Origin of the sequence: Ginsengibacter hankyongi (assembly GCF_008710285.1) — a bacterium.
GTDB lineage: Bacteria > Bacteroidota > Bacteroidia > Chitinophagales > Chitinophagaceae > Ginsengibacter > Ginsengibacter hankyongi.
This window is the reverse complement of record NZ_VYQF01000001.1, coordinates 444,951-462,871: the sequence shown is the minus strand read 5'-3', so window position 1 is coordinate 462,871 and position 17,921 is coordinate 444,951. Positions and strand designations below refer to the sequence as shown.

The following is a 17,921-nucleotide window of genomic DNA, read 5'->3' as shown; positions in this document are numbered from 1 at the left end:
ATTATAGGATTAAGATTATAGGATTAAGATTACTGAATTGCAATGTTACACGAAGAGCTAACACATAAAATAATTGGCTGTGCAATGAAGGTACATTCGACCTTAGGAAGTGGATTCCAGGAAGTGTTTTATCAAAGGGCGCTAGATATCGAAATGAGAAAGCAGCGACTGGACTTTACAAGAGAACAGGAAATGATTGTTTTTTATGATGGCATAGAAATAGGAACCCGAAGAGTTGATTTTTTTGTAGAAGATAAAATTATGGTCGAATTAAAAGCTGTAAGCAAACTGGATGATCTGCATTTAGCACAGGCAATGAATTATCTTGAAGCGTATAATTTACCTGTAGGTTTGCTGATTAATTTTGGCAGTAAGAGTATGGAATTTAAAAGGGTGTATAACACTAAACATGAATTGAATAAAAATAAGAACTAAGATTTACAAGATGAAGAGATTACAGGATAAGAGAAGAACTAAGATTTGTAGGATGAAAAGATTTTAGGATAAGAAATTGAATCTTGTTATCATGCTAAAAAATTACAGTTTGCTGATAAATAATCTTATCATCTTCTAATCCTAAAAATCATAGTTCAGACAATAACGTAACATGAGCAACTTAACCTCGACAATAAAATCCATCCAGGACATCATGCGTAAAGACGCCGGTGTGGATGGTGATGCCCAACGAATTTCCCAACTGGGATGGATGTTGTTTTTAAAAATCTTTGATGAAAAAGAAAACGATTGGGAAATAACCAATGAAAATTATAAGTCTCCTATCCGAAAAGATTTGCGCTGGCGCAACTGGGCTGCTGATGCAGAAGGTATGACCGGTGATGATTTGCTGGGATTTGTAAACAACACTTTATTTCCTACGCTTAAGAGCATGACGCTTCGCAATAACAAAGACGCGGCAAGAATGGTAAGAGATGTTTTTGAAGACTCTTACAACTATATGAAAAGCGGTACGCTGTTGCGGCAGGTTGTAAATAAAATAAATACGGATATACTATTAACCTCGCAGGCAGACCGCCACGCCTTTAATGATATTTACGAACAGATTTTAAAAGACCTGCAAAGTGCAGGTAATGCCGGTGAGTTTTATACACCGAGAGCGGTTACCCAATTTGTAGTGGAAATGATAAATCCTAAATTGGGTGAAACGGTACTTGACCCTGCGTGCGGCACGGCAGGGTTTTTAGTAAATACCATTGACCATATTCTTAAGAATCAAAAAGTAAAAACGTTAGAGCAAAGAGACACATTGCAAAACAGCATACGTGGCGTTGAAAAAAAACCATTGCCGCACATGCTTGCCACTACCAATATGATATTGCATGGTATAGAAGTGCCAACGGTTGACCATGATAATTTACTGAGCAGAAGTTGGGTTGAATGGACAGAAAAGAACCGTGTGAATGTTATTGTAACCAATCCTCCTTTTGGCGGTATGGAAGAAGATGGTATTGAAAATAATTTTCCATCACAGTTTCGTACAAGGGAAACTGCTAACCTGTTTATGGCGCTCGTTATACATTTATTAAAAGATGGCGGGCGTTGCGGATTGGTTTTACCCGATGGCTTTTTGTTTGGTGAGGGGGTTGCTACCCGCATAAAAGAAAACCTGCTGGAAAAATGTAACCTGCATACCATTGTACGTTTGCCCAATGGCGTATTTGCGCCATACACAGGCATTAAAACTAATTTGTTGTTTTTTACAAAAGGCAGACCCACGAAAGAGGTTTGGTATTTTGAGCATCCTTATCCTGATGGTGTAAAGAACTATAATAAAACCAAACCGATAAATATTAAAGAGTTTGACCTTGAACGAAAATGGTGGAAGGAGCGGGAAGAAAATGAATACGCCTGGAGAGTAAGTGTTGAAGAATTGAAAAAGCGGGATTATAATTTTGATATTAAGAATCCACATGCTGCGGAAGAAGAGCAAAAATATAAAAGCAGTGAATTAATTGATTTGCTGGAAAAATCATTTATAAAAAACAATCAGTTATTGAAACAATTAAAAGAAGAATTGGTAATAATTTGAATTAATGATAACAGAAGCGGTAAACATATTAGCTAAAAGAGAGGATTTATATAATTGCCTTATAAAAGCGGAAATATTTAAAGAACTTGAAAATAATTACCCAATAATAAAGTTGGAGAAATTACTTATTGATAGAAAAAATGGGACTTGGGGAGAAGATTATATTGAAGGAGGTATTAAGGTTAAGGTATTAAGGAGTCAAGATATCAGGCATGGTTTTGTAGATTATGGAAAAGCTGAAGTTCGATATATCTCTAAAGTTGATTTTGAAAAAAATCAGTTAGTAGATGGGGACATCCTTGTAATTAAATCAAATGGAAGTCAGGACTTAGTCGGTAAATCTCAGATTTTCTATTCTAATGAAATAGATAAAATTATTCCTTCTAATTTTTTAATGAGAATTAGAGCTGACAGAAATTTGATACTTCCCGACTATTTGGATTTATTCCTTAAATCTCCACAGGCTTTAAAATGGAGAGTTGATAAACAATCTACAACTACTGGTCTTCGTAATTTGGATAGCGAAGGTTATGTCTCATTAGATGTTCCTCTTCCTATGCTAGAACAACAAAAAATCATTGTTGAAAATTATCATTCATTTATAAAAGGAAACTTTTCTAAAAAAACTATTTTTAATATTACAAGACTTGAAAAGTTTAAAAACCTTTGTCATGCGACTACTAATATTTCAATTGAATTTGATCAACAACAAACGTATCTCAATCTTCTCCGCCAAACCATATTGCAGGAAGCAGTACAGGGAAAACTAACCAAACAAAATACAAAAGATGAACCGGCATCAGAATTACTAAAACGCATAAAAGCTGAAAAGCAAAAATTAATAAAAGCTGGCAGGCTTAAAAAAGAAAAAGAACTACCACTAATAACAGAAGATGAAATTCCTTTTGAATTGCCGGAAGGTTGGGTGTGGTGTAGACTTAAAGAATTAGGATTTATAACTGGGGGCGGAACACCTTCGACAAATAAAAGCGAATATTGGAATGGAAATATACCCTGGATTACTCCGAAGGATATGAAGGCGGATTATCTAAATGACTCAGAAGATAAAGTGACAATTGAAGGTGTCAACAGTTCATCTGCAAAATTAATCCCAGCAAATTCTGTTTTAGTTGTTGGACGAAGTGGAATATTAAAGAGGCTACTTCCTGTATGCATAAACAATGTCGAATGCACAGTCAATCAAGATTTAAAAGTATTAGTTCCTCATTTACCAGAAATGGCGAGATATATTCAGTTAATGCTTCAGGGCCATCAAGAATTTATTTTAAAAGATTTAGTAAAGTACGGGATGACCGTGCATAGCTTGATGTATCAGGAATTCGAAATGCAAGTATTTCCGCTTCCTCCACTTGCAGAACAAAAGAGCATAATAGCCAAAGTGCATCAATTGCAAAAGCAACAAAGCCAGTTAGAAGCGCAGGTGCAACAAAGCCGGGAATATGCACATCAGTTGTTGCAAAGTGTATTGAAAGAAGCGTTTGAAGAGAAGGGGAAGGTGTATGAGTTGAAAGAAGAAAAAGTAAGTATGGTAGCGGAAGAATGAGCCAAGATCATAATGGATTTGGTAATAAAAATGGCAGATCAGATTGAGTTTATTTCAGATGATAAAAGAATTAGGTTCAACAAACAAAAAACTATGCCGCAAAGATTGAGCACTATATTAAACGTTTCAGCAAAGATTCTTGACAAGAAGGGGGTATTTAATGCCTTTGTGGATATTGATAGTAAGCTTTATATCGATCCGAGTCTTTTGGCAAAAGTAAAAATCAAAGAGTTTAAAAACTCATATTCTAAATTCAAAACTTACTTTAGTGAAGTACTTAATATTGTTGACAACTCAAAAAATAGAAATGATAGATTTTGGCGAGAGGCGAACATGCGACTACAATTCAAGGAGTTTAAATATGTGGCCCTCGGATATTCTGTTGGTAATAGAAGTGGCAACGCTATTGGACGTGAAATAGCGGCCAATTTATTAGATACTTCACATCAAATTATTAAAGCAGGAATCAAAGATCCAATCATTTTTGAACTTATTGGACTTTTTGAAAAAGGAATTGGGGCAGATAGAATAAGCGATATGACAATTCATATTATTAAGGATGATTTGATAAAATACACTCAGAGGGTAAGTGATGAATTAGGAATTAAACAAAATGAATTTGGAATTTCCAAAATCAAACTACCTTTTAACCCCAAGACAAGAGAACCAATAGTTTTTACTCCGAAGGAATTACTTCAAGATTTACCAATTGCTTTTTGTTGGGATGATATTGATAGAGTTTGCCAAGAAAATAGTGATTTAAGAAACAAGGTAAATAAGGAAATAGGTAAAACTTGGAAGTTTGCAACTTCGTCAAAGGTCGCAAAAGCTAAATTAAAACAAACTTTGCTTACAAACCCGGAAGCTTTAAAAGATTTAATAAACCAATACAGCCAGAAGCCCAGAACACCTTACGATTTTGTCAATGATCCGAGTGGGCAAGTAATTTGGGCTGAACTTTCTGAAAAAGCCGTTAATGATTTTCCTCTGAATTTTGCATCGCTAAATTTAAAGCCTGTAAACAGCGAAAACATATTATTAGTAACAAAAACAATTTGCGAGAGATATGCAAAGCTTATTGAAAGCAATGGTTGGTTTGAATTTCTTTACGACAATTCAGGAAAGTTGAGAAATGAACGATTCGCTCAAAAACTGTTTTATGGAATTGCTGATCAATACTGTCTCGCAAACGATTTAAATTTAAGTAGAGAACCAAACGCTGGTAGCGGAGCATTGGATTTTAAAATTACTAAAGGTTATAAAGCCGTAGTAACCGTTGAGATTAAGTATTCTTCAAACACAAACTTGATTAAGGGTTATACTAAACAGCTACCAACGTACAATAAGGCAGAGAGTGCGGAAAAAAGTATTTACTTAGTTTTACAAACTACAAAAACTAACAATACAATAAGGCGGCTTCATAAAATTAATAGGGCTTCAATCGATAAACATGAAAGAATTCCAGAAGTAATAATTATTGATGCAAGACGACAAAAATCAGCCAGCCAAAGAAGATGACTGAAGCCAAGATAATGAAACGATCTTCAAATTCCCCACGTTGTGCTAGTATATCCAGATTATAAAAGTACTGCTATCCTGAGTTTTGTAACTTAGAATATTTCGAATATAACAGTTTAGTATATACGAGCCTGGCTAAGAAGATTTGAGTTATAAAAATTGAAATATTTGTTATAGATTTAATGTTCATACATCCTTAGTTAAGGATAGCGGAACTAACGGTTATGAGCACACTAAGTATAGCAGAGGTATCATTTTTAGAAAGTTATAAATAGTTGTATCAACAATAACATCATGAGCAACTTAGAAAAAATTCAAGAACAAACCAGCGCAGGACCGATAGCAATTGCATTTGATTATCAATTTTACTGCTTCATAGTTGCTGCACTTGAGATGAAAACGGGTGATAAAGTTGGCTTCGAGGTCAAAGACGACATACATATTGAAAAGGCAAACGGAAAGATAATTTTGCAACAACTAAAACACACTGTTTCCAAAGATTCAAAAGGGAATCCAAGCAATCTTACAACTTTAGATTCCGATTTATGGAAAACTTTAAGTCGCTGGGCTGACATGATAAAAGCACAGCAAAGTATTTTAGATAATCATGCCTTTTGTTTAGTTACTAATAAGGGTGAGAAAAACAATGAGTTCATAGCTGCACTTGATTTATTTAAGTCTGATGGAAAAAGTAGTGATGTGATTGAAAAAATTGAGAAGTTAAAGAATGCTACAACAGACAAAGAACTGAAAGTATACATCAAGAATTTCCTATCACTTGGGAAAAAGCGAATAACCAGTTTTTTAACCAATCTGATCATTGAAACAAATAATGACAACATTATTCGAAGAATAAAACAGATGCTTAAGGAGAGGCATTATAACGATACTATAGTTGATTTAATTTATAATTCTCTTTATTCAAATATTTCTGCTGACAAATATTTGGAGATTAAAGAAGGCAACAAATTTGAAATTTCACTTTCAGATTTTAGTAAAAGATATGGCAAATGCTTTCAACAAGGTTGGGATAAACAAAAATTACCCAAAAGGGAAATTCAAATAACACCACCAACAAACTTAACAGAACAAATTTTCATTAAACAGTTAATTGACATTGGAGAGTTAGATGCAAATTCAAAAGAAATTATAAGCTTCACGGCACAAATGCTTGAAGCAACTAATCGGTTACAAAACTGGATTGATAATTACGATATTCTGACTACCGACCTGAATATGTTTAAAGAAGATTCTCATTTGCAATGGGAGAACGAATTCAAATCAAAATATCGGAGTATTAAAAACAAGATAAATACAGGTGATACAGTTACAAATTTGGAATCAGAAATAAAAGCATTAGCACTTGACTTATTAGACCACATGAGAAAACAAACCGTTTCAATTGATAACGAAAACTTAGGAACTAAATTTAGTAATGGCTACTACTATTCGCTGTCCAATGAACCCAAAATAGGTTGGCACTTTGACTGGGAGAATAAATATAAAACAGCATGAAAGAAATCTATTACACATACAATAACGAAGCAATTGCAAGTTGTGTAATGATTCAAGTATTACACGAAGTCAAGTCAATTGACATTGCCCGTTCATGTTTACTTCTACCCTTTCTATTGGATGATAGAACAGTGAATTATTTGCAATCAGTAAAGTCAGAAGATTTGACTTTGGAAAGTTTTATAAACAACAGGCCCCATTTATTTACGACATTTAATAAAAGGTTCTTGGCACTGATGCCTATAACAATCAATGCACTGATGATGTTGAGCAAAAGTAATCAGATTGAGATAGCAAAAACTATTTCTTTAAAGCAGGCCATTCAACTTGACAAAATAGCAATGGGAAATCGATTCAACGAAATAGAAAAAATTTTGTCAGCTTTCCTAATTATGATGGAGAAACACAATACAACTCAACTTTATCAACTATTAAATATACAGTTATGAAATTTGTTTTACACGAAGTAAAACTTTGGTTCAAAAAAGGAGATGCAGAACCTAAAAGCTATGAGTTTTTACCTAACAAGGTAAATGTAGTTACTGGCGATGCGACAGTTGGTAAAACAAGTTTTTGGAGCATCATTGATTATTGCCTTCTTTCAGGTAAAATGAATATCGCTAACACCATTGTAGAAAAAGTATCTTGGTTTGGAATTCGTTTTTCAATTAACGATAAGGAATTTTCAATTGCAAGAAAGTCTCCAGTTAAGAGTTTAGTTACGTCGGAAGTTTTCTTTAGTGAAGGTAAGCTACCAGCTATTCCTAATGAAAATAGAAGCATTTCAGATTTGAAACAGATTCTTGACATTGAGTTCGGAGTAACAGATGATTTGAAATTTCCATACGGAAAGGAAGTTGGGAAATCAAAAATAGACCTTACTTATCGGCATTTCTTGTTGTTTAATTCTTTAACATCAGATATTATTACAGCATCGAAAACATACTTTGACACAAAGTTTTATGATATAAAAGATTTTGACAAAGATCTGAATCACATATTTGATATGGTTATTGGCGTTAATGATTTGAGCAATATCAAAGCAAAAGAACGGATTAAATATATTGATGGACAAATTAAGAACATACAAAAGCTAAATACTAAAAACGCTGATACTGAATCTAATTTCCAAAGAGGAATATTCGGTTTAGTAAATAAGCTCAAAGAAAATCGCCTTTTAGATTATTCCAATGATGTTTCTTCAATAGACAATGCCTTGACAGTAGTTGAAGATGCAATAACAGTAACTAACAAAGCCGCAGATACTTCAAAAATATTTGAAGAAATTGACCGATTAAATAAACGAAGACAGGAAATAAGAATTCAACTTTCTGCAATAGAAAAATATAGAAAGGAGTTTGATATTTACAGAAGAAACTTGAACAAGAGTGCCGACAGCCTTAAACCTATTGAGTTTTTGAATAAAAATTTATCAGACCAACTTCTTGATTCCTACGAAACAAAACTTTTCATGGAATCACTTGAAACCTCTTTAAAGGAAATTCAAAGCAATCTTTCAAAAACTTTGGCTGAACCTCTTAAGGTTTCTGGTGATGAAACAGAGTTTAAAGAAGAATTAAAAGACATAGACACAAGACTTACTGAACTGAATCTGATAAATAAAAACTTCCAATCAGAAGGTGCCAAATTCATGGTTGTCGGTGAAGTAAAATATGCAAGAGAGCAGCTATTTAAAAATCGTGTTATGGTGAGCATTGATTCAAGCAAACTAAATAAATTGAGTGAAGAAAGGTCCGATTTAGAAAATCGTATTAAAGACATTAGTGAGGAGAAATTTGTGATGAGGAATTCATTAAACGAATGTATTCAGAGGAATTACAATAAGCTAAACTCTCTTCCTGATTATAAAAACGCAAAAACCAGTTTTAATGAAAGTGAAATGATTCTACAATTGCACCCCAACAATCAATTGTTTCCATTAGAAACTGTTGGGAGTGACTCAAACTATATGTTCATGCACCTTTGTTTTTATTTAGGCTTACATGAACACATGATTGAAGTTAGCCAAGAACATGTCCCCCAGTTTTTGTTTATTGACCAACCAAGCAAACCTTATTACTCTGGGGATGATGAAAACGGCGGTAATAACGATAAATCAAAATTACTTGATGCTTTTTCTCTGCTCAATGATTTTATTGAGTATATAAAAACTGAAAAGAAAAATTCATTTCAAATATTTGTTGTAGAGCATGCTTCCGAAAAATATTGGATTGATAATAACTTAACCAATTTTCACACTGTTGCCAAATTTATTAATGGCAATGGTTTGATTCCTAAAGAAATTTACAACGCTTAATTCATGCAGAATACTTCAGTTGGTAAAATGGACAAATTGATTGTTCATTTCGTAGGAAATAAAAATAACGGTGATGGTGTTCGTTTTTCATCTGCTGAAACTGATTTTGAAAAAGTTGAAGAACATTTCTCTTTGTTGGTGAATAACAGTTTCAACTTTGAAGAACTTTATTCCTTTCACTTTTTGCCTAAGGTTGAACTCAATCCAGTTTATCAGTTTGTAAAATCAATTTTTGAAGACAAATCTTCTTTCGTTGAGCAAACACAAAATTCTGCAAGGATTTTATACGACAAAAGCAATCATCCTAAAATCAAAGGTGGAGAATTGCAAGTTGCCTATTTTGCAGGTTGTGTTATCAATGGAAAAACAGTTGATGCAATTGGGTTTTTCAAGTCAGAGAATAAGGAAACATTTCTGAAAGTGCTTACTTCAAAAGTTGGTTTCGATTTAGAAAGCGAAACAGGAATTGCTGTCAGAAAACTTGATAAAGGTTGCTTAATCTTCAACACAAATGCAAAAGACGGTTATTTAGTTTCTGTTGTTGACAATACCAATCGTGGTAAAGAAGCCCAATATTGGAAAGATGAATTCTTAGGAGTGCGACCCATTGCAAATGAGTTTCACCAGACAAATGAATTTTTAGGGATTGCAAAACAATTTGTAACTAAACAACTTGAAGAAGATTTTGAAGTTAGCAAAGCAGACAAAATTGATCTGCTTAACCGTTCGGTAAACTATTTCAAAACGCATGAAAGTTTTGATAAGAAAGAATTTGAGAAAGAAGTTTTCCAGGATTCGGAAATTATAAAGTCTTTTCGAAATTTTGATACTAACTACAGAGAAGAAAATGAAATAGAACTTACAGATAACTTTGACATTTCTCATCAGGCGGTAAAAAAGCAAACAAGAGTTTTTAAAAGCGTTTTGAAGTTAGACAAGAATTTTCACATCTATATTCATGGTAACCATAACATGATAGAACAAGGAATTGACAAGGACGGTCGTAAATACTATAAAATCTATTATCAGAATGAAAGCTAATTCAGTCAAAAGAAATTCTCGAAGGGTCCCTAATGCCTAAAAATAATTTTACTTCTTGATCAATTTAAAAAACTCTTCAAGCGTTATATCTCTGGAAGAACAAATTTTTTCAAGAGTTTCGAGAGCCATGGCATAGTCTTTTTGGTTCACAATTTTTCTAGCTATTTTTTCTTCAATGTAGTGAGCTTTGGCAAATTCCGTGTATTTAAATTTACCATCGGGATATTTATAATCACGAAACCAATTATCAGTTATATACTGATTTATAACAAAACTTAGTGCCTTCATTTAACGAAGTAAACTGCCTTAAAAAAAATAATAACGGACGATCGTCCGTTTAAATGTTTTTACATATATTTGTTCAAGTAAAAATTAAATTTGCGATTCTTCATAAACTAATTTGAAGCTATTCGCTTTAGTCTCGTCTTGAAACGTCGGAAATTTTAAGACTACGGGATAATAAGTGAAGAGCTCACGGTAAAGCGTGGGCTCACTTATTCGTAGTCAGGCCTCCGACGGCCTCAAGACGGTAAGTTGAGACCTGCGCCCTTTTTATCTCCACTTACAAAGACTTTGTAGTTTTTATAAACCATTAGCAAACATGGCTACAAAGAATACATATCAATCGTCACCAACAGGTATACCTAAACGCTCTTTAGATTATATTCTTCATTACCTGGTTTTACAAAAAATTCATCACGATAAACATCCTTATTTACCAACTCCATTTTACAGGCAACGGCATCCCTCATTTTTATTCCAGTATCATAAAAACTTCCGGTTAGTAAGCCGCCTCCGGGGCTCGGCCCTCTGCCTCCTGAAAACACAATACGCCAAAAAACCCAAAAACCCGGTGTGAGATTATCTACGTTTAATCATATCCGTTATGATTAAACCACGGCAGGCCCTTTATTATTTTTTCTTGTGTGTGTAATAACAGGGCATGGCTGCCGCTGCTTGCAGCGGCAGCCACTGTCAATAAATAATCTATTTCTAAATTACAAAATATGTTCAATGAAACTAATAATTGGCATACTGGCCATGCTATTGCCTGTACTTTCCACGGCGCAGCCTGCTACTATAAAGCCGCTTACGGTAGGAGACAAGGTGCCGGGTATTACCATAGAAAGTGTTTTTAATTATCCTTCCTCTTCAATTCAGTTATCACGGCCTAAAAGCCAGCTAACCGTTATAGATTTTTGGGCCACCTGGTGCGGCTCATGTGTGGGTACGTTTTCAAAAATGCATGCTTTAAAAAAAGAGTTTGGAGATAGTTTACAAATATTCTTCATAGATGCCGATAAAAAAGATACTCCAAAAAAAGTAAGTGCATTTTTTGAAAGCAGGAAAAAGAGAACGGCCGAATCGTTTACACTTCCTTATGTGCTGCAGGATTCTGTTATGGAAAAGCTATTTCCTCACCAAACCATACCGCACTGCGTATGGCTTGATAGTGCATTACGGGTAATTGCCATTACCGGCCACGAGCAGGTTACGGGAGGTAATATCAAAAAATATTTATCTGGTTCAATACTGCACCTGCCCGTGAAGAATGATGTTAAATTATTTAACCGTGAAAAGCCACTTTTGGTTGATGAGAACGGAGGGGAGGCGCCGGGAGATTTTATTTACAGGAGCGTAATAACAGGCTACAAAGATGGTCTGGGCATGTCGTTAGGAAAATTTCAAAACAGCGATTATACCATTTCAGCAATGTACATCATCAATTATCCTTTGTACCATATATTTCAAATGGCTTACCCGGATGTATTGCAATACGATGCAAAAAGAATTTTTATAGAGGCTAAAGATTCCCTCTTATTTGTTAACGATTCCACCAAACAGCATCTCTTTTGTTACGAGATAACAACACCCCCGGTATCGCAGCAAAAGATAAATGAATACCTGCAAAGCGACCTGGAAAGGACTTTTCATGCGGTGGCCCGTAAAGAAATGAGGGATATAGATTGCTATATACTTACTGCCAACAATAATATAAGTAAATGCATAACCAAAGGCGGTGCGGCTTCAATAGATATTAATGAGAAAAGCCTCCGCAAGTATATTAATAATACTTCCCCTAAAGTTTTAGCAGAAATGCTGGACAATTTACTGGATAAACCGGTAATAGACGAAAGCGGCTTTACCGGGAATATCGATATGGTATTTCCCGGTAGTATTTATCACTATACACCTGCGCAGGTAATTTCTTTCCTGGCAGCAAAGGGCTTTACCGTTTCCGTAGCCAGCCGCAAAATAGCAGTAGGGGTTATAGCCGAAAGCAATAATTAAATAATACTTAATACCAAAAATTTACACATGCTTATACAACATTTTAAAACGAGTAAGATCATACTCATCCTGCTGCTGCTTACCATTGCAGGAGCAGCACAAAACACCGCGAAGGTGTACATCACCATTAAAGGCAAAGTTATTAATGAAGCGGGCGAAGGTATACCGGCTACAATTTTAGTAAAAGGCACCCATAAAGCAACCGCCACAGATGCTGATGGAAGCTTTAGCTTACGGAATGTAAGTGCCACCGCCACGCTGGTTATAAGCGGCATTAACGTAGAGCCACTGGAAATAGCGGTACAGGGCCGAAGTGATCTGGGGATGATAAAAGTTAATACAAAGGTGATCGCTGATAAAGAGATTACAGTACCCGCAAACACAGGATACCAAACGGTAAATCCCAATGAAGTAAACGGCTCACTGGTGGTTATAGATAATAAAACGATGAATGAGCAGGTGGATCCAAATATTTTAAAGCGACTGGATGGTGTAACACCGGGGCTTTTATTTAACATAGGAAAAACGGGCAATAACCCACAGAATACTACCAATATTTCTATAAGAGGATTGAGTACTATAAATGGCCCGCTTGACCCGTTAATTGTTTTGGACAATTTTATTTATGAAGGAGATATTAATAATATTAACCCAAACGATATAGAAAGCATTACGGTTTTAAAAGATGCGGCAGCCACGTCTATATACGGGGCAAGGGGCGGCAATGGCGTTATTGTAATTACGAGCAAGAAAGCCAGGTTTAACCAACGATTTAAAATAGACCTGAACAGCACTGTAACCGTTACGGACAGGCCATCCCCTGGATATTTAAAACAAATGTCTTCTGCCGATTATATTGATGTGGAGCAATATATTTTTAACCGCGGATATTTTGATGACCAGGTAAGCAGCCAGCCTTATCAGCCTCTTACGCCTGCGGTTAATATATTTTTGAAGCGCAGGGATGGCTTACTGTCAGCCACAGATTCTGCAGCACAAATAAATGCATTAAAGTCGTTTAATAACACCAGTGAGTTTGAGCAACTGTTTTATAAAAAGGCGGTTCTTGAGCAATATGCATTGAGCCTGAGTGGTGGCGGTAAAAACATAGCCTGGCTATTATCCGGCGGGTACAACAGGAACGTTAATTACCTTAATGCAAAAGACCAAAAAGCAAACATAAGGGTTGAAAACACCTACAGGCCTTTTAAGAATTTTGAAATACGTGCAGGCCTTAATTATACCAATGATAACAATACTAACGGGAGCGTGGATTATAGCGGGATAAGTGTGGGCAACAGGTCTTCTGTGCCCTACCTGCGCTTTGCTGATGATAAGGGCAATGCCCTGCCGGTATCCGCAAGGTATAGCAAAGCTTATGTAGATAGCATAGGACAGGGGAAATTTGCTGACTGGGATTATTATCCCTTAACGGATTACAAGCACGATGTATCAACCAAAAAACTGGAAGATTATGTAAGTAATATTGAGCTTAATTATTCTTTCCTGCATTCGTTTCAGCTAAGTGTGCATTATCAATACGAAAAGCAGCTAACCACTTTTATGCGTAATGCGGATGAACAGAGTTATTATAACAGGAATCTGGTAAACAGTTTTGCAGACGTAGACCCCGCCTCCGGAAGTATTAACTACATAATACCGCAGGGCGGCATCTTGCAAACTACGGCATCCGGCCTGCGCTCGCAGAATTTCCGGAGCCAGTTAAATTTTACCAGAGAGTGGGGATTACATGCCGTATCGGCCATTGCAGGCACCGAAATAAGAGAGGTGACCGGTGATGGAAACGGGGCAACAGTTTATGGTTATAATAAACAACCGTTAACTTATGCATCGGTAGATTTTTATAATTACTACCCTACATCTGTAACGGGCGATTATGAAAATATTCCCGGGAGCCCTTATGTAACTGCTGCCACAGCAAACAGGTTTGTTTCTCTTTTTGCAAATGTTTCTTACCAATATAAAAAAAGATATTCTTTGTCGGGCAGCGTGCGGAAAGATGGCTCTAATATATTCGGGCTTAAAACAAATGATAAGTGGCAGCCTCTATGGTCTGCAGGTGCCGGATGGGTATTATCAGAAGAGCCATTTTATAAATCGACGATATTGCCGTGGGTGAAACTGCGTGTAACCTATGGCGCTAGTGGTAATGTAGACCTCAGCAGATCTCCTCTGCCAATAGCCTATACCCAAACAAATTATACCACTAATTTTCCCTATTCAAGAATCATCACCATTAACAACCCGGAACTGAAATGGGAACAATCCAGGCAGGCAAATTTTGCCTTGGATTTTAAGTTGGGTAAAGAACTACTTACCGGAACTGTTGAATATTACCTGAAGGCCGGAACTAACCTGTACGCTGAAACGCCATACGACTATACAACATGGGGCGGCTATAATTCAACGATTATAAAAAATGTAGCCGACATGAAGGGACATGGAATGGATGTGTTGCTGCATACGAAAGATATTGGTAACGTCATACAATGGAACAGTACGCTTATAGTGAGTTATAACCAAAGTAAAACAACAAAGTATTACAGCCCTTCGTCTCAGAATGTGTATTCACTGTTAGGCGGCGGAAACACTATTATACCGGTAACCGGCAAGCCATTGTATGGCATTGTGGCTTTTACCTGGGGCGGCCTGGATAATGAAGGAAATCCGCAGGGCTACCTGAACAGGAAAAAGAGTATTGATTACGCTGCTATCATTGATTCATCCAATTCAAAACAACTTTCCGGCGGAGCTATTAAATACATAGGCGCTGCAACGCCTGCCGTGTTTGGCTCTTTTATAAATGCTTTCAGGTGGAAACAGTTATCATTGTCTTTTAATATTTCTTACAGGTTTGGCTATTATTTTAAGAAGCCTGTTATTAATTATGATGCATTGATCAATTCAGGAATTGGAAACAGCGATTATGATAAAAGATGGCAAAAGCCGGGCGATGAACTAACCACGTCCGTTCCATCGTTTGTTTATACTGACTACCCGCAATTCAGCAACAGGAGCTTTTTTTATAGCAATGCCGAAGTAAATATTTTAAAGGCTGACAATGTAAGGTTGCAGTATGTGAATATTAATTATGCGTTATCTCCCGGGAAATGGAAGCATATTTTCCAGGCTTTTCAAGTGTATGTAAATGCTTCAAACGTCGGCATCCTGTGGAGAGCGAATAAAGAAAAGTTAGATCCTGACTATCCAAATTCACTACCTGCAGGCAGGTCTTATTCAATTGGCTTGCGGGCCACCTTTTAAATTATTACTTACTATTAAACGTCATACAATGAAAAATAGAAAATGGCTGTTATTTATTTTAGTTATATCAGCAACGGTTTTTATTTCCTGTAAAAAATACCTCGATAAGCAATCGGATAATTCATTCGTAGTGCCCGGGCTGACTTACAGGCCTTGCTGGATGATGCGGATGTAATGAATGAATTTGCAACTCCTTCATTTGGCGAAGCATCGTGCGATAATTATTTTGAGCCAATTGATATATACAGTTCCGGCGATGACGGATCGAAGGCAACCTATACATGGCAACCACATGATTACATTGCCCCCAATGACTGGTCATCCGCTTACCTGCCGGTGTACAATTCCAATTATTGTCTTGAAACCCTTGATAACATTCCCATGAGTGCAAGCAATGAAGCCACCTGGAAAAATGTAAAAGGCTCCGCGCTTTTTTTCAGGGCTTATTACTTTGGGCAACTGGCATGGGTATACGCAAAAGCTTATGATAAAAGTACGGCAAGTACAGATTTGGGGATCGCCCTGCGGCTTACCTCTGACTTTAACGTTACCTCCACAAGAGCAACGGTTGAGGAAACCTATAAAAAAATAGTTGCGGATACAAAAGAATCCGTTATGTACCTGCCGGAACTTCCTGTACATTCTTACCGCCCTTCGAAGGCTGCAGCGTATGGATTGTTAGCCAGGACTTACTTATCAATGCGGCAATACGACAGCGCATTTAAGTATGCTGATCTATGTCTTGCCTTGCAAAATTCACTGTTAAACTATAATGACGGCAGCATTAACGCAACTTCATTTGTTCCCTTTCAGCGTTTTAATAAAGAGATCATATTTTATACAAGTATGAATGGCCTGAATATTACACCGCTTTACAGCAGGGCAGATACAACACTGTATGACAGCTATAGCGATAGTGATCGCCGGAAGCAAATGTGAACTTACCTGGAGCTGGTCTGATGGCGGTTCGTCAGATACCTCACCTACGGACCAGGTGATCCTTGCGGCCTATTGCCCGGAGATGCGGATGGCTATATTTACCACGAGTGGTGGTGACAGAAGCGCTCTGACGGCAAGCCTGAATGCGGTGACTTTTGCGGGTAAACTTGTGGAAACCTATATTGGAGCCATCTCTGCAGATGGCCGTAATGTAGCGACAAGCATTTTTACCGGCGAGGTAACAGTGAGCTAACAGTACCTGCAACAACAAAATCAAAGACCGGCTTAAGACGGTCTTTTTTTATTGGAGGTAACGGTAAAGGGTATCCGAGGTTTATTGCGCTGCGGCAATCTCCTGGTTCCTAAACCGTGGTTCGTACCTCACGAATCACATTCATAATTCCGGTTCGCCAAAACGCAAACGGTAGATAAGTTACATCCCCACTGTTGGCGGAAGCATAGGGTTAGCGCAAGCATCCCACTTAAGTTTCGTCATCGGCCTCAAGCTATTTTGACATTTACATCAGCCAACACCTGCTTTATGATTAAAGTACTTATTTTATGACGCCGCAGGTTACGCAGGATGTCTGCTTATAATAAGTCGCGTCGTTCCAAAATTGACCAATATCATAAGTTTTAATGATTAGAGCACTTGCTCCTGCTATTTGAATTAACCTAATTTAGGCATGGCTATAATAATATTGAAAAAGCTTTCATGATAATCAGGAAAATAAGCCATGCAGGATTTAACATTACCACAGTTAGCCCCATGCTGCGCTGAGAATGTTTCAATAAAAAATTCTCTTATCTGGCTATTTCGTACAACGTTTAAATAATTAAGGATAGCACAACTAACGGGTATGAGCACACTAAGCACAGCCGGGGACAACAGTCAATTAACTCATCTTAATGATGTGCCTTTTAATATTGCGATAATTAGCATCATTGCGACGAAGAAACTAACAAAGAGCACATAACTCGTAACTGTCGGGCAGTTATGCCTGGAGTATTATGAAAGAACCCACGAAATATTTTTGTATATGTATTCTTAATTTTAAAATTTATTATTATATTGAAAGCCATTGCTTAAAATATTTCAGAACGTGCATTTATGAGCAACCCGGAAACACATAACAGTTTTCTCAAAAGGATTAAGAACAGGCGACGAAGTATAAAATTATTTGTACAGAATCTTGAGCCAAAAGGTGCGCGACTCACCAATTTTAATATTATATGTAGCGCTATCGCTACTATATTGACTGCCGCGCCGGTGATTGGCGGTAAAACCTTACTGGATGTTTTTGGTGCCTCTAATTCAAATTCTTTAAATTGGCGAATCATTTTTGGTATTGCGGCTGTCTTTTCCTTGATGTCAACTATCGCTGCTAATTTGTATAAATCTC

General features: G+C 36.5%; 15 protein-coding genes. 14 read left to right on the top strand and 1 reads right to left on the bottom strand.

Annotated elements, in window-relative coordinates; translation table 11 throughout:
- Window positions 1–42 precede the first annotated feature (42 nt).
- The 8 genes from FW778_RS02015 to FW778_RS01980 all read left to right on the top strand — a co-directional run bounded on the left by FW778_RS02015 (window position 43) and on the right by FW778_RS01980 (window position 10,002).
- The gene (locus FW778_RS02015) at window positions 43–435 is read left to right on the top strand and encodes a GxxExxY protein (protein ID WP_150412928.1); all 393 of its coding nucleotides are present in this window, start codon (window positions 43–45) and stop codon (window positions 433–435) included.
- Window positions 436–607: 172 nt separating this feature from the next.
- A complete protein-coding gene (locus FW778_RS02010) occupies window positions 608–2,047 on the top strand; it encodes a type I restriction-modification system subunit M (protein WP_150412927.1) in 1,440 nt (479 codons plus the stop codon).
- A gap of 4 nt (window positions 2,048–2,051) precedes the next feature.
- Window positions 2,052–3,611 (top strand): restriction endonuclease subunit S, encoded by a 1,560-nt coding sequence (locus tag FW778_RS02005; protein WP_150412926.1) that lies wholly within the window; start codon window positions 2,052–2,054, stop codon window positions 3,609–3,611.
- Window positions 3,612–3,641: 30 nt separating this feature from the next.
- Window positions 3,642–5,129, top strand: coding sequence for a hypothetical protein (locus FW778_RS02000; protein WP_150412925.1), 1,488 nt, complete (start codon window positions 3,642–3,644; stop codon window positions 5,127–5,129).
- Between the two features lie 294 nt (window positions 5,130–5,423).
- Window positions 5,424–6,644 carry an ABC-three component system protein gene (locus FW778_RS01995; RefSeq protein ID WP_150412924.1) on the top strand — a complete coding sequence of 407 codons (1,221 nt, stop codon included), beginning with the start codon at window positions 5,424–5,426 and terminating at the stop codon, window positions 6,642–6,644.
- The gene (locus FW778_RS01990; RefSeq protein WP_150412923.1) at window positions 6,641–7,093 is read left to right on the top strand and encodes a three component ABC system middle component; all 453 of its coding nucleotides are present in this window, start codon (window positions 6,641–6,643) and stop codon (window positions 7,091–7,093) included. Before FW778_RS01995 ends, FW778_RS01990 begins: the two co-directional genes overlap by 4 nt.
- Complete coding sequence (locus FW778_RS01985) at window positions 7,090–8,961, top strand: DUF3732 domain-containing protein (protein ID WP_150412922.1); 1,872 nt, start codon at window positions 7,090–7,092, stop codon at window positions 8,959–8,961. The genes FW778_RS01990 and FW778_RS01985 overlap by 4 nt, the downstream gene beginning before the upstream one ends.
- Before the next feature lie 3 nt (window positions 8,962–8,964).
- A complete protein-coding gene (locus FW778_RS01980; RefSeq protein WP_150412921.1) occupies window positions 8,965–10,002 on the top strand; it encodes a nucleoid-associated protein in 1,038 nt (345 codons plus the stop codon).
- Between the two features lie 48 nt (window positions 10,003–10,050).
- Here the strand turns inward: FW778_RS01980 and FW778_RS01975 are convergent, their stop codons facing one another.
- Window positions 10,051–10,290 carry a helix-turn-helix domain-containing protein gene (locus FW778_RS01975; protein ID WP_150412920.1) on the bottom strand — a complete coding sequence of 80 codons (240 nt, stop codon included), beginning with the start codon at window positions 10,288–10,290 and terminating at the stop codon, window positions 10,051–10,053.
- Window positions 10,291–10,603: 313 nt separating this feature from the next.
- Between FW778_RS01975 and FW778_RS01970 the strand changes: the two genes are divergently transcribed.
- The 6 genes from FW778_RS01970 (at window position 10,604) to FW778_RS01950 (ending at window position 16,771) form a co-directional block, all read left to right on the top strand.
- The gene (locus FW778_RS01970; RefSeq protein ID WP_150412919.1) at window positions 10,604–10,861 is read left to right on the top strand and encodes a hypothetical protein; all 258 of its coding nucleotides are present in this window, start codon (window positions 10,604–10,606) and stop codon (window positions 10,859–10,861) included.
- A gap of 155 nt (window positions 10,862–11,016) precedes the next feature.
- On the top strand, window positions 11,017–12,294 hold the full coding sequence (locus tag FW778_RS01965; RefSeq protein ID WP_150412918.1) for a thioredoxin domain-containing protein: 1,278 nt from the start codon (window positions 11,017–11,019) through the stop codon (window positions 12,292–12,294).
- Between the two features lie 27 nt (window positions 12,295–12,321).
- Complete coding sequence (locus FW778_RS01960) at window positions 12,322–15,579, top strand: SusC/RagA family TonB-linked outer membrane protein (protein ID WP_150412917.1); 3,258 nt, start codon at window positions 12,322–12,324, stop codon at window positions 15,577–15,579.
- Window positions 15,580–15,607: 28 nt separating this feature from the next.
- Window positions 15,608–15,754 (top strand): hypothetical protein, encoded by a 147-nt coding sequence (locus FW778_RS22975; RefSeq protein ID WP_202552033.1) that lies wholly within the window; start codon window positions 15,608–15,610, stop codon window positions 15,752–15,754.
- Window positions 15,754–16,518: a RagB/SusD family nutrient uptake outer membrane protein gene (locus FW778_RS01955; RefSeq protein WP_150412916.1), complete on the top strand. Its 765-nt coding sequence runs from the start codon at window positions 15,754–15,756 to the stop codon at window positions 16,516–16,518. The genes FW778_RS22975 and FW778_RS01955 overlap by 1 nt, the downstream gene beginning before the upstream one ends.
- Window positions 16,478–16,771, top strand: coding sequence for a DUF6266 family protein (locus FW778_RS01950; protein WP_150412915.1), 294 nt, complete (start codon window positions 16,478–16,480; stop codon window positions 16,769–16,771). The genes FW778_RS01955 and FW778_RS01950 overlap by 41 nt, the downstream gene beginning before the upstream one ends.
- Window positions 16,772–17,921: the final 1,150 nt, after the last annotated feature.

Bases quoted from the DNA above. Each gene is read 5' to 3' on its own strand.
- FW778_RS02015 (WP_150412928.1), top strand. From the start codon at position 43: ATGTTACACGAAGAGCTAACACATAAAATAATTGGCTGTGCAATGAAG.
- FW778_RS02010 (WP_150412927.1), top strand. From the start codon at position 608: ATGAGCAACTTAACCTCGACAATAAAATCCATCCAGGACATCATGCGT.
- FW778_RS02005 (WP_150412926.1), top strand. From the start codon at position 2,052: ATGATAACAGAAGCGGTAAACATATTAGCTAAAAGAGAGGATTTATAT.
- FW778_RS02000 (WP_150412925.1), top strand. From the start codon at position 3,642: ATGGCAGATCAGATTGAGTTTATTTCAGATGATAAAAGAATTAGGTTC.
- FW778_RS01995 (WP_150412924.1), top strand. From the start codon at position 5,424: ATGAGCAACTTAGAAAAAATTCAAGAACAAACCAGCGCAGGACCGATA.
- FW778_RS01990 (WP_150412923.1), top strand. From the start codon at position 6,641: ATGAAAGAAATCTATTACACATACAATAACGAAGCAATTGCAAGTTGT.
- FW778_RS01985 (WP_150412922.1), top strand. From the start codon at position 7,090: ATGAAATTTGTTTTACACGAAGTAAAACTTTGGTTCAAAAAAGGAGAT.
- FW778_RS01980 (WP_150412921.1), top strand. From the start codon at position 8,965: ATGCAGAATACTTCAGTTGGTAAAATGGACAAATTGATTGTTCATTTC.
- FW778_RS01975 (WP_150412920.1), bottom strand. From the start codon at position 10,290: ATGAAGGCACTAAGTTTTGTTATAAATCAGTATATAACTGATAATTGG.
- FW778_RS01970 (WP_150412919.1), top strand. From the start codon at position 10,604: ATGGCTACAAAGAATACATATCAATCGTCACCAACAGGTATACCTAAA.
- FW778_RS01965 (WP_150412918.1), top strand. From the start codon at position 11,017: ATGAAACTAATAATTGGCATACTGGCCATGCTATTGCCTGTACTTTCC.
- FW778_RS01960 (WP_150412917.1), top strand. From the start codon at position 12,322: ATGCTTATACAACATTTTAAAACGAGTAAGATCATACTCATCCTGCTG.
- FW778_RS22975 (WP_202552033.1), top strand. From the start codon at position 15,608: ATGAAAAATAGAAAATGGCTGTTATTTATTTTAGTTATATCAGCAACG.
- FW778_RS01955 (WP_150412916.1), top strand. From the start codon at position 15,754: ATGAATGAATTTGCAACTCCTTCATTTGGCGAAGCATCGTGCGATAAT.
- FW778_RS01950 (WP_150412915.1), top strand. From the start codon at position 16,478: ATGACAGCTATAGCGATAGTGATCGCCGGAAGCAAATGTGAACTTACC.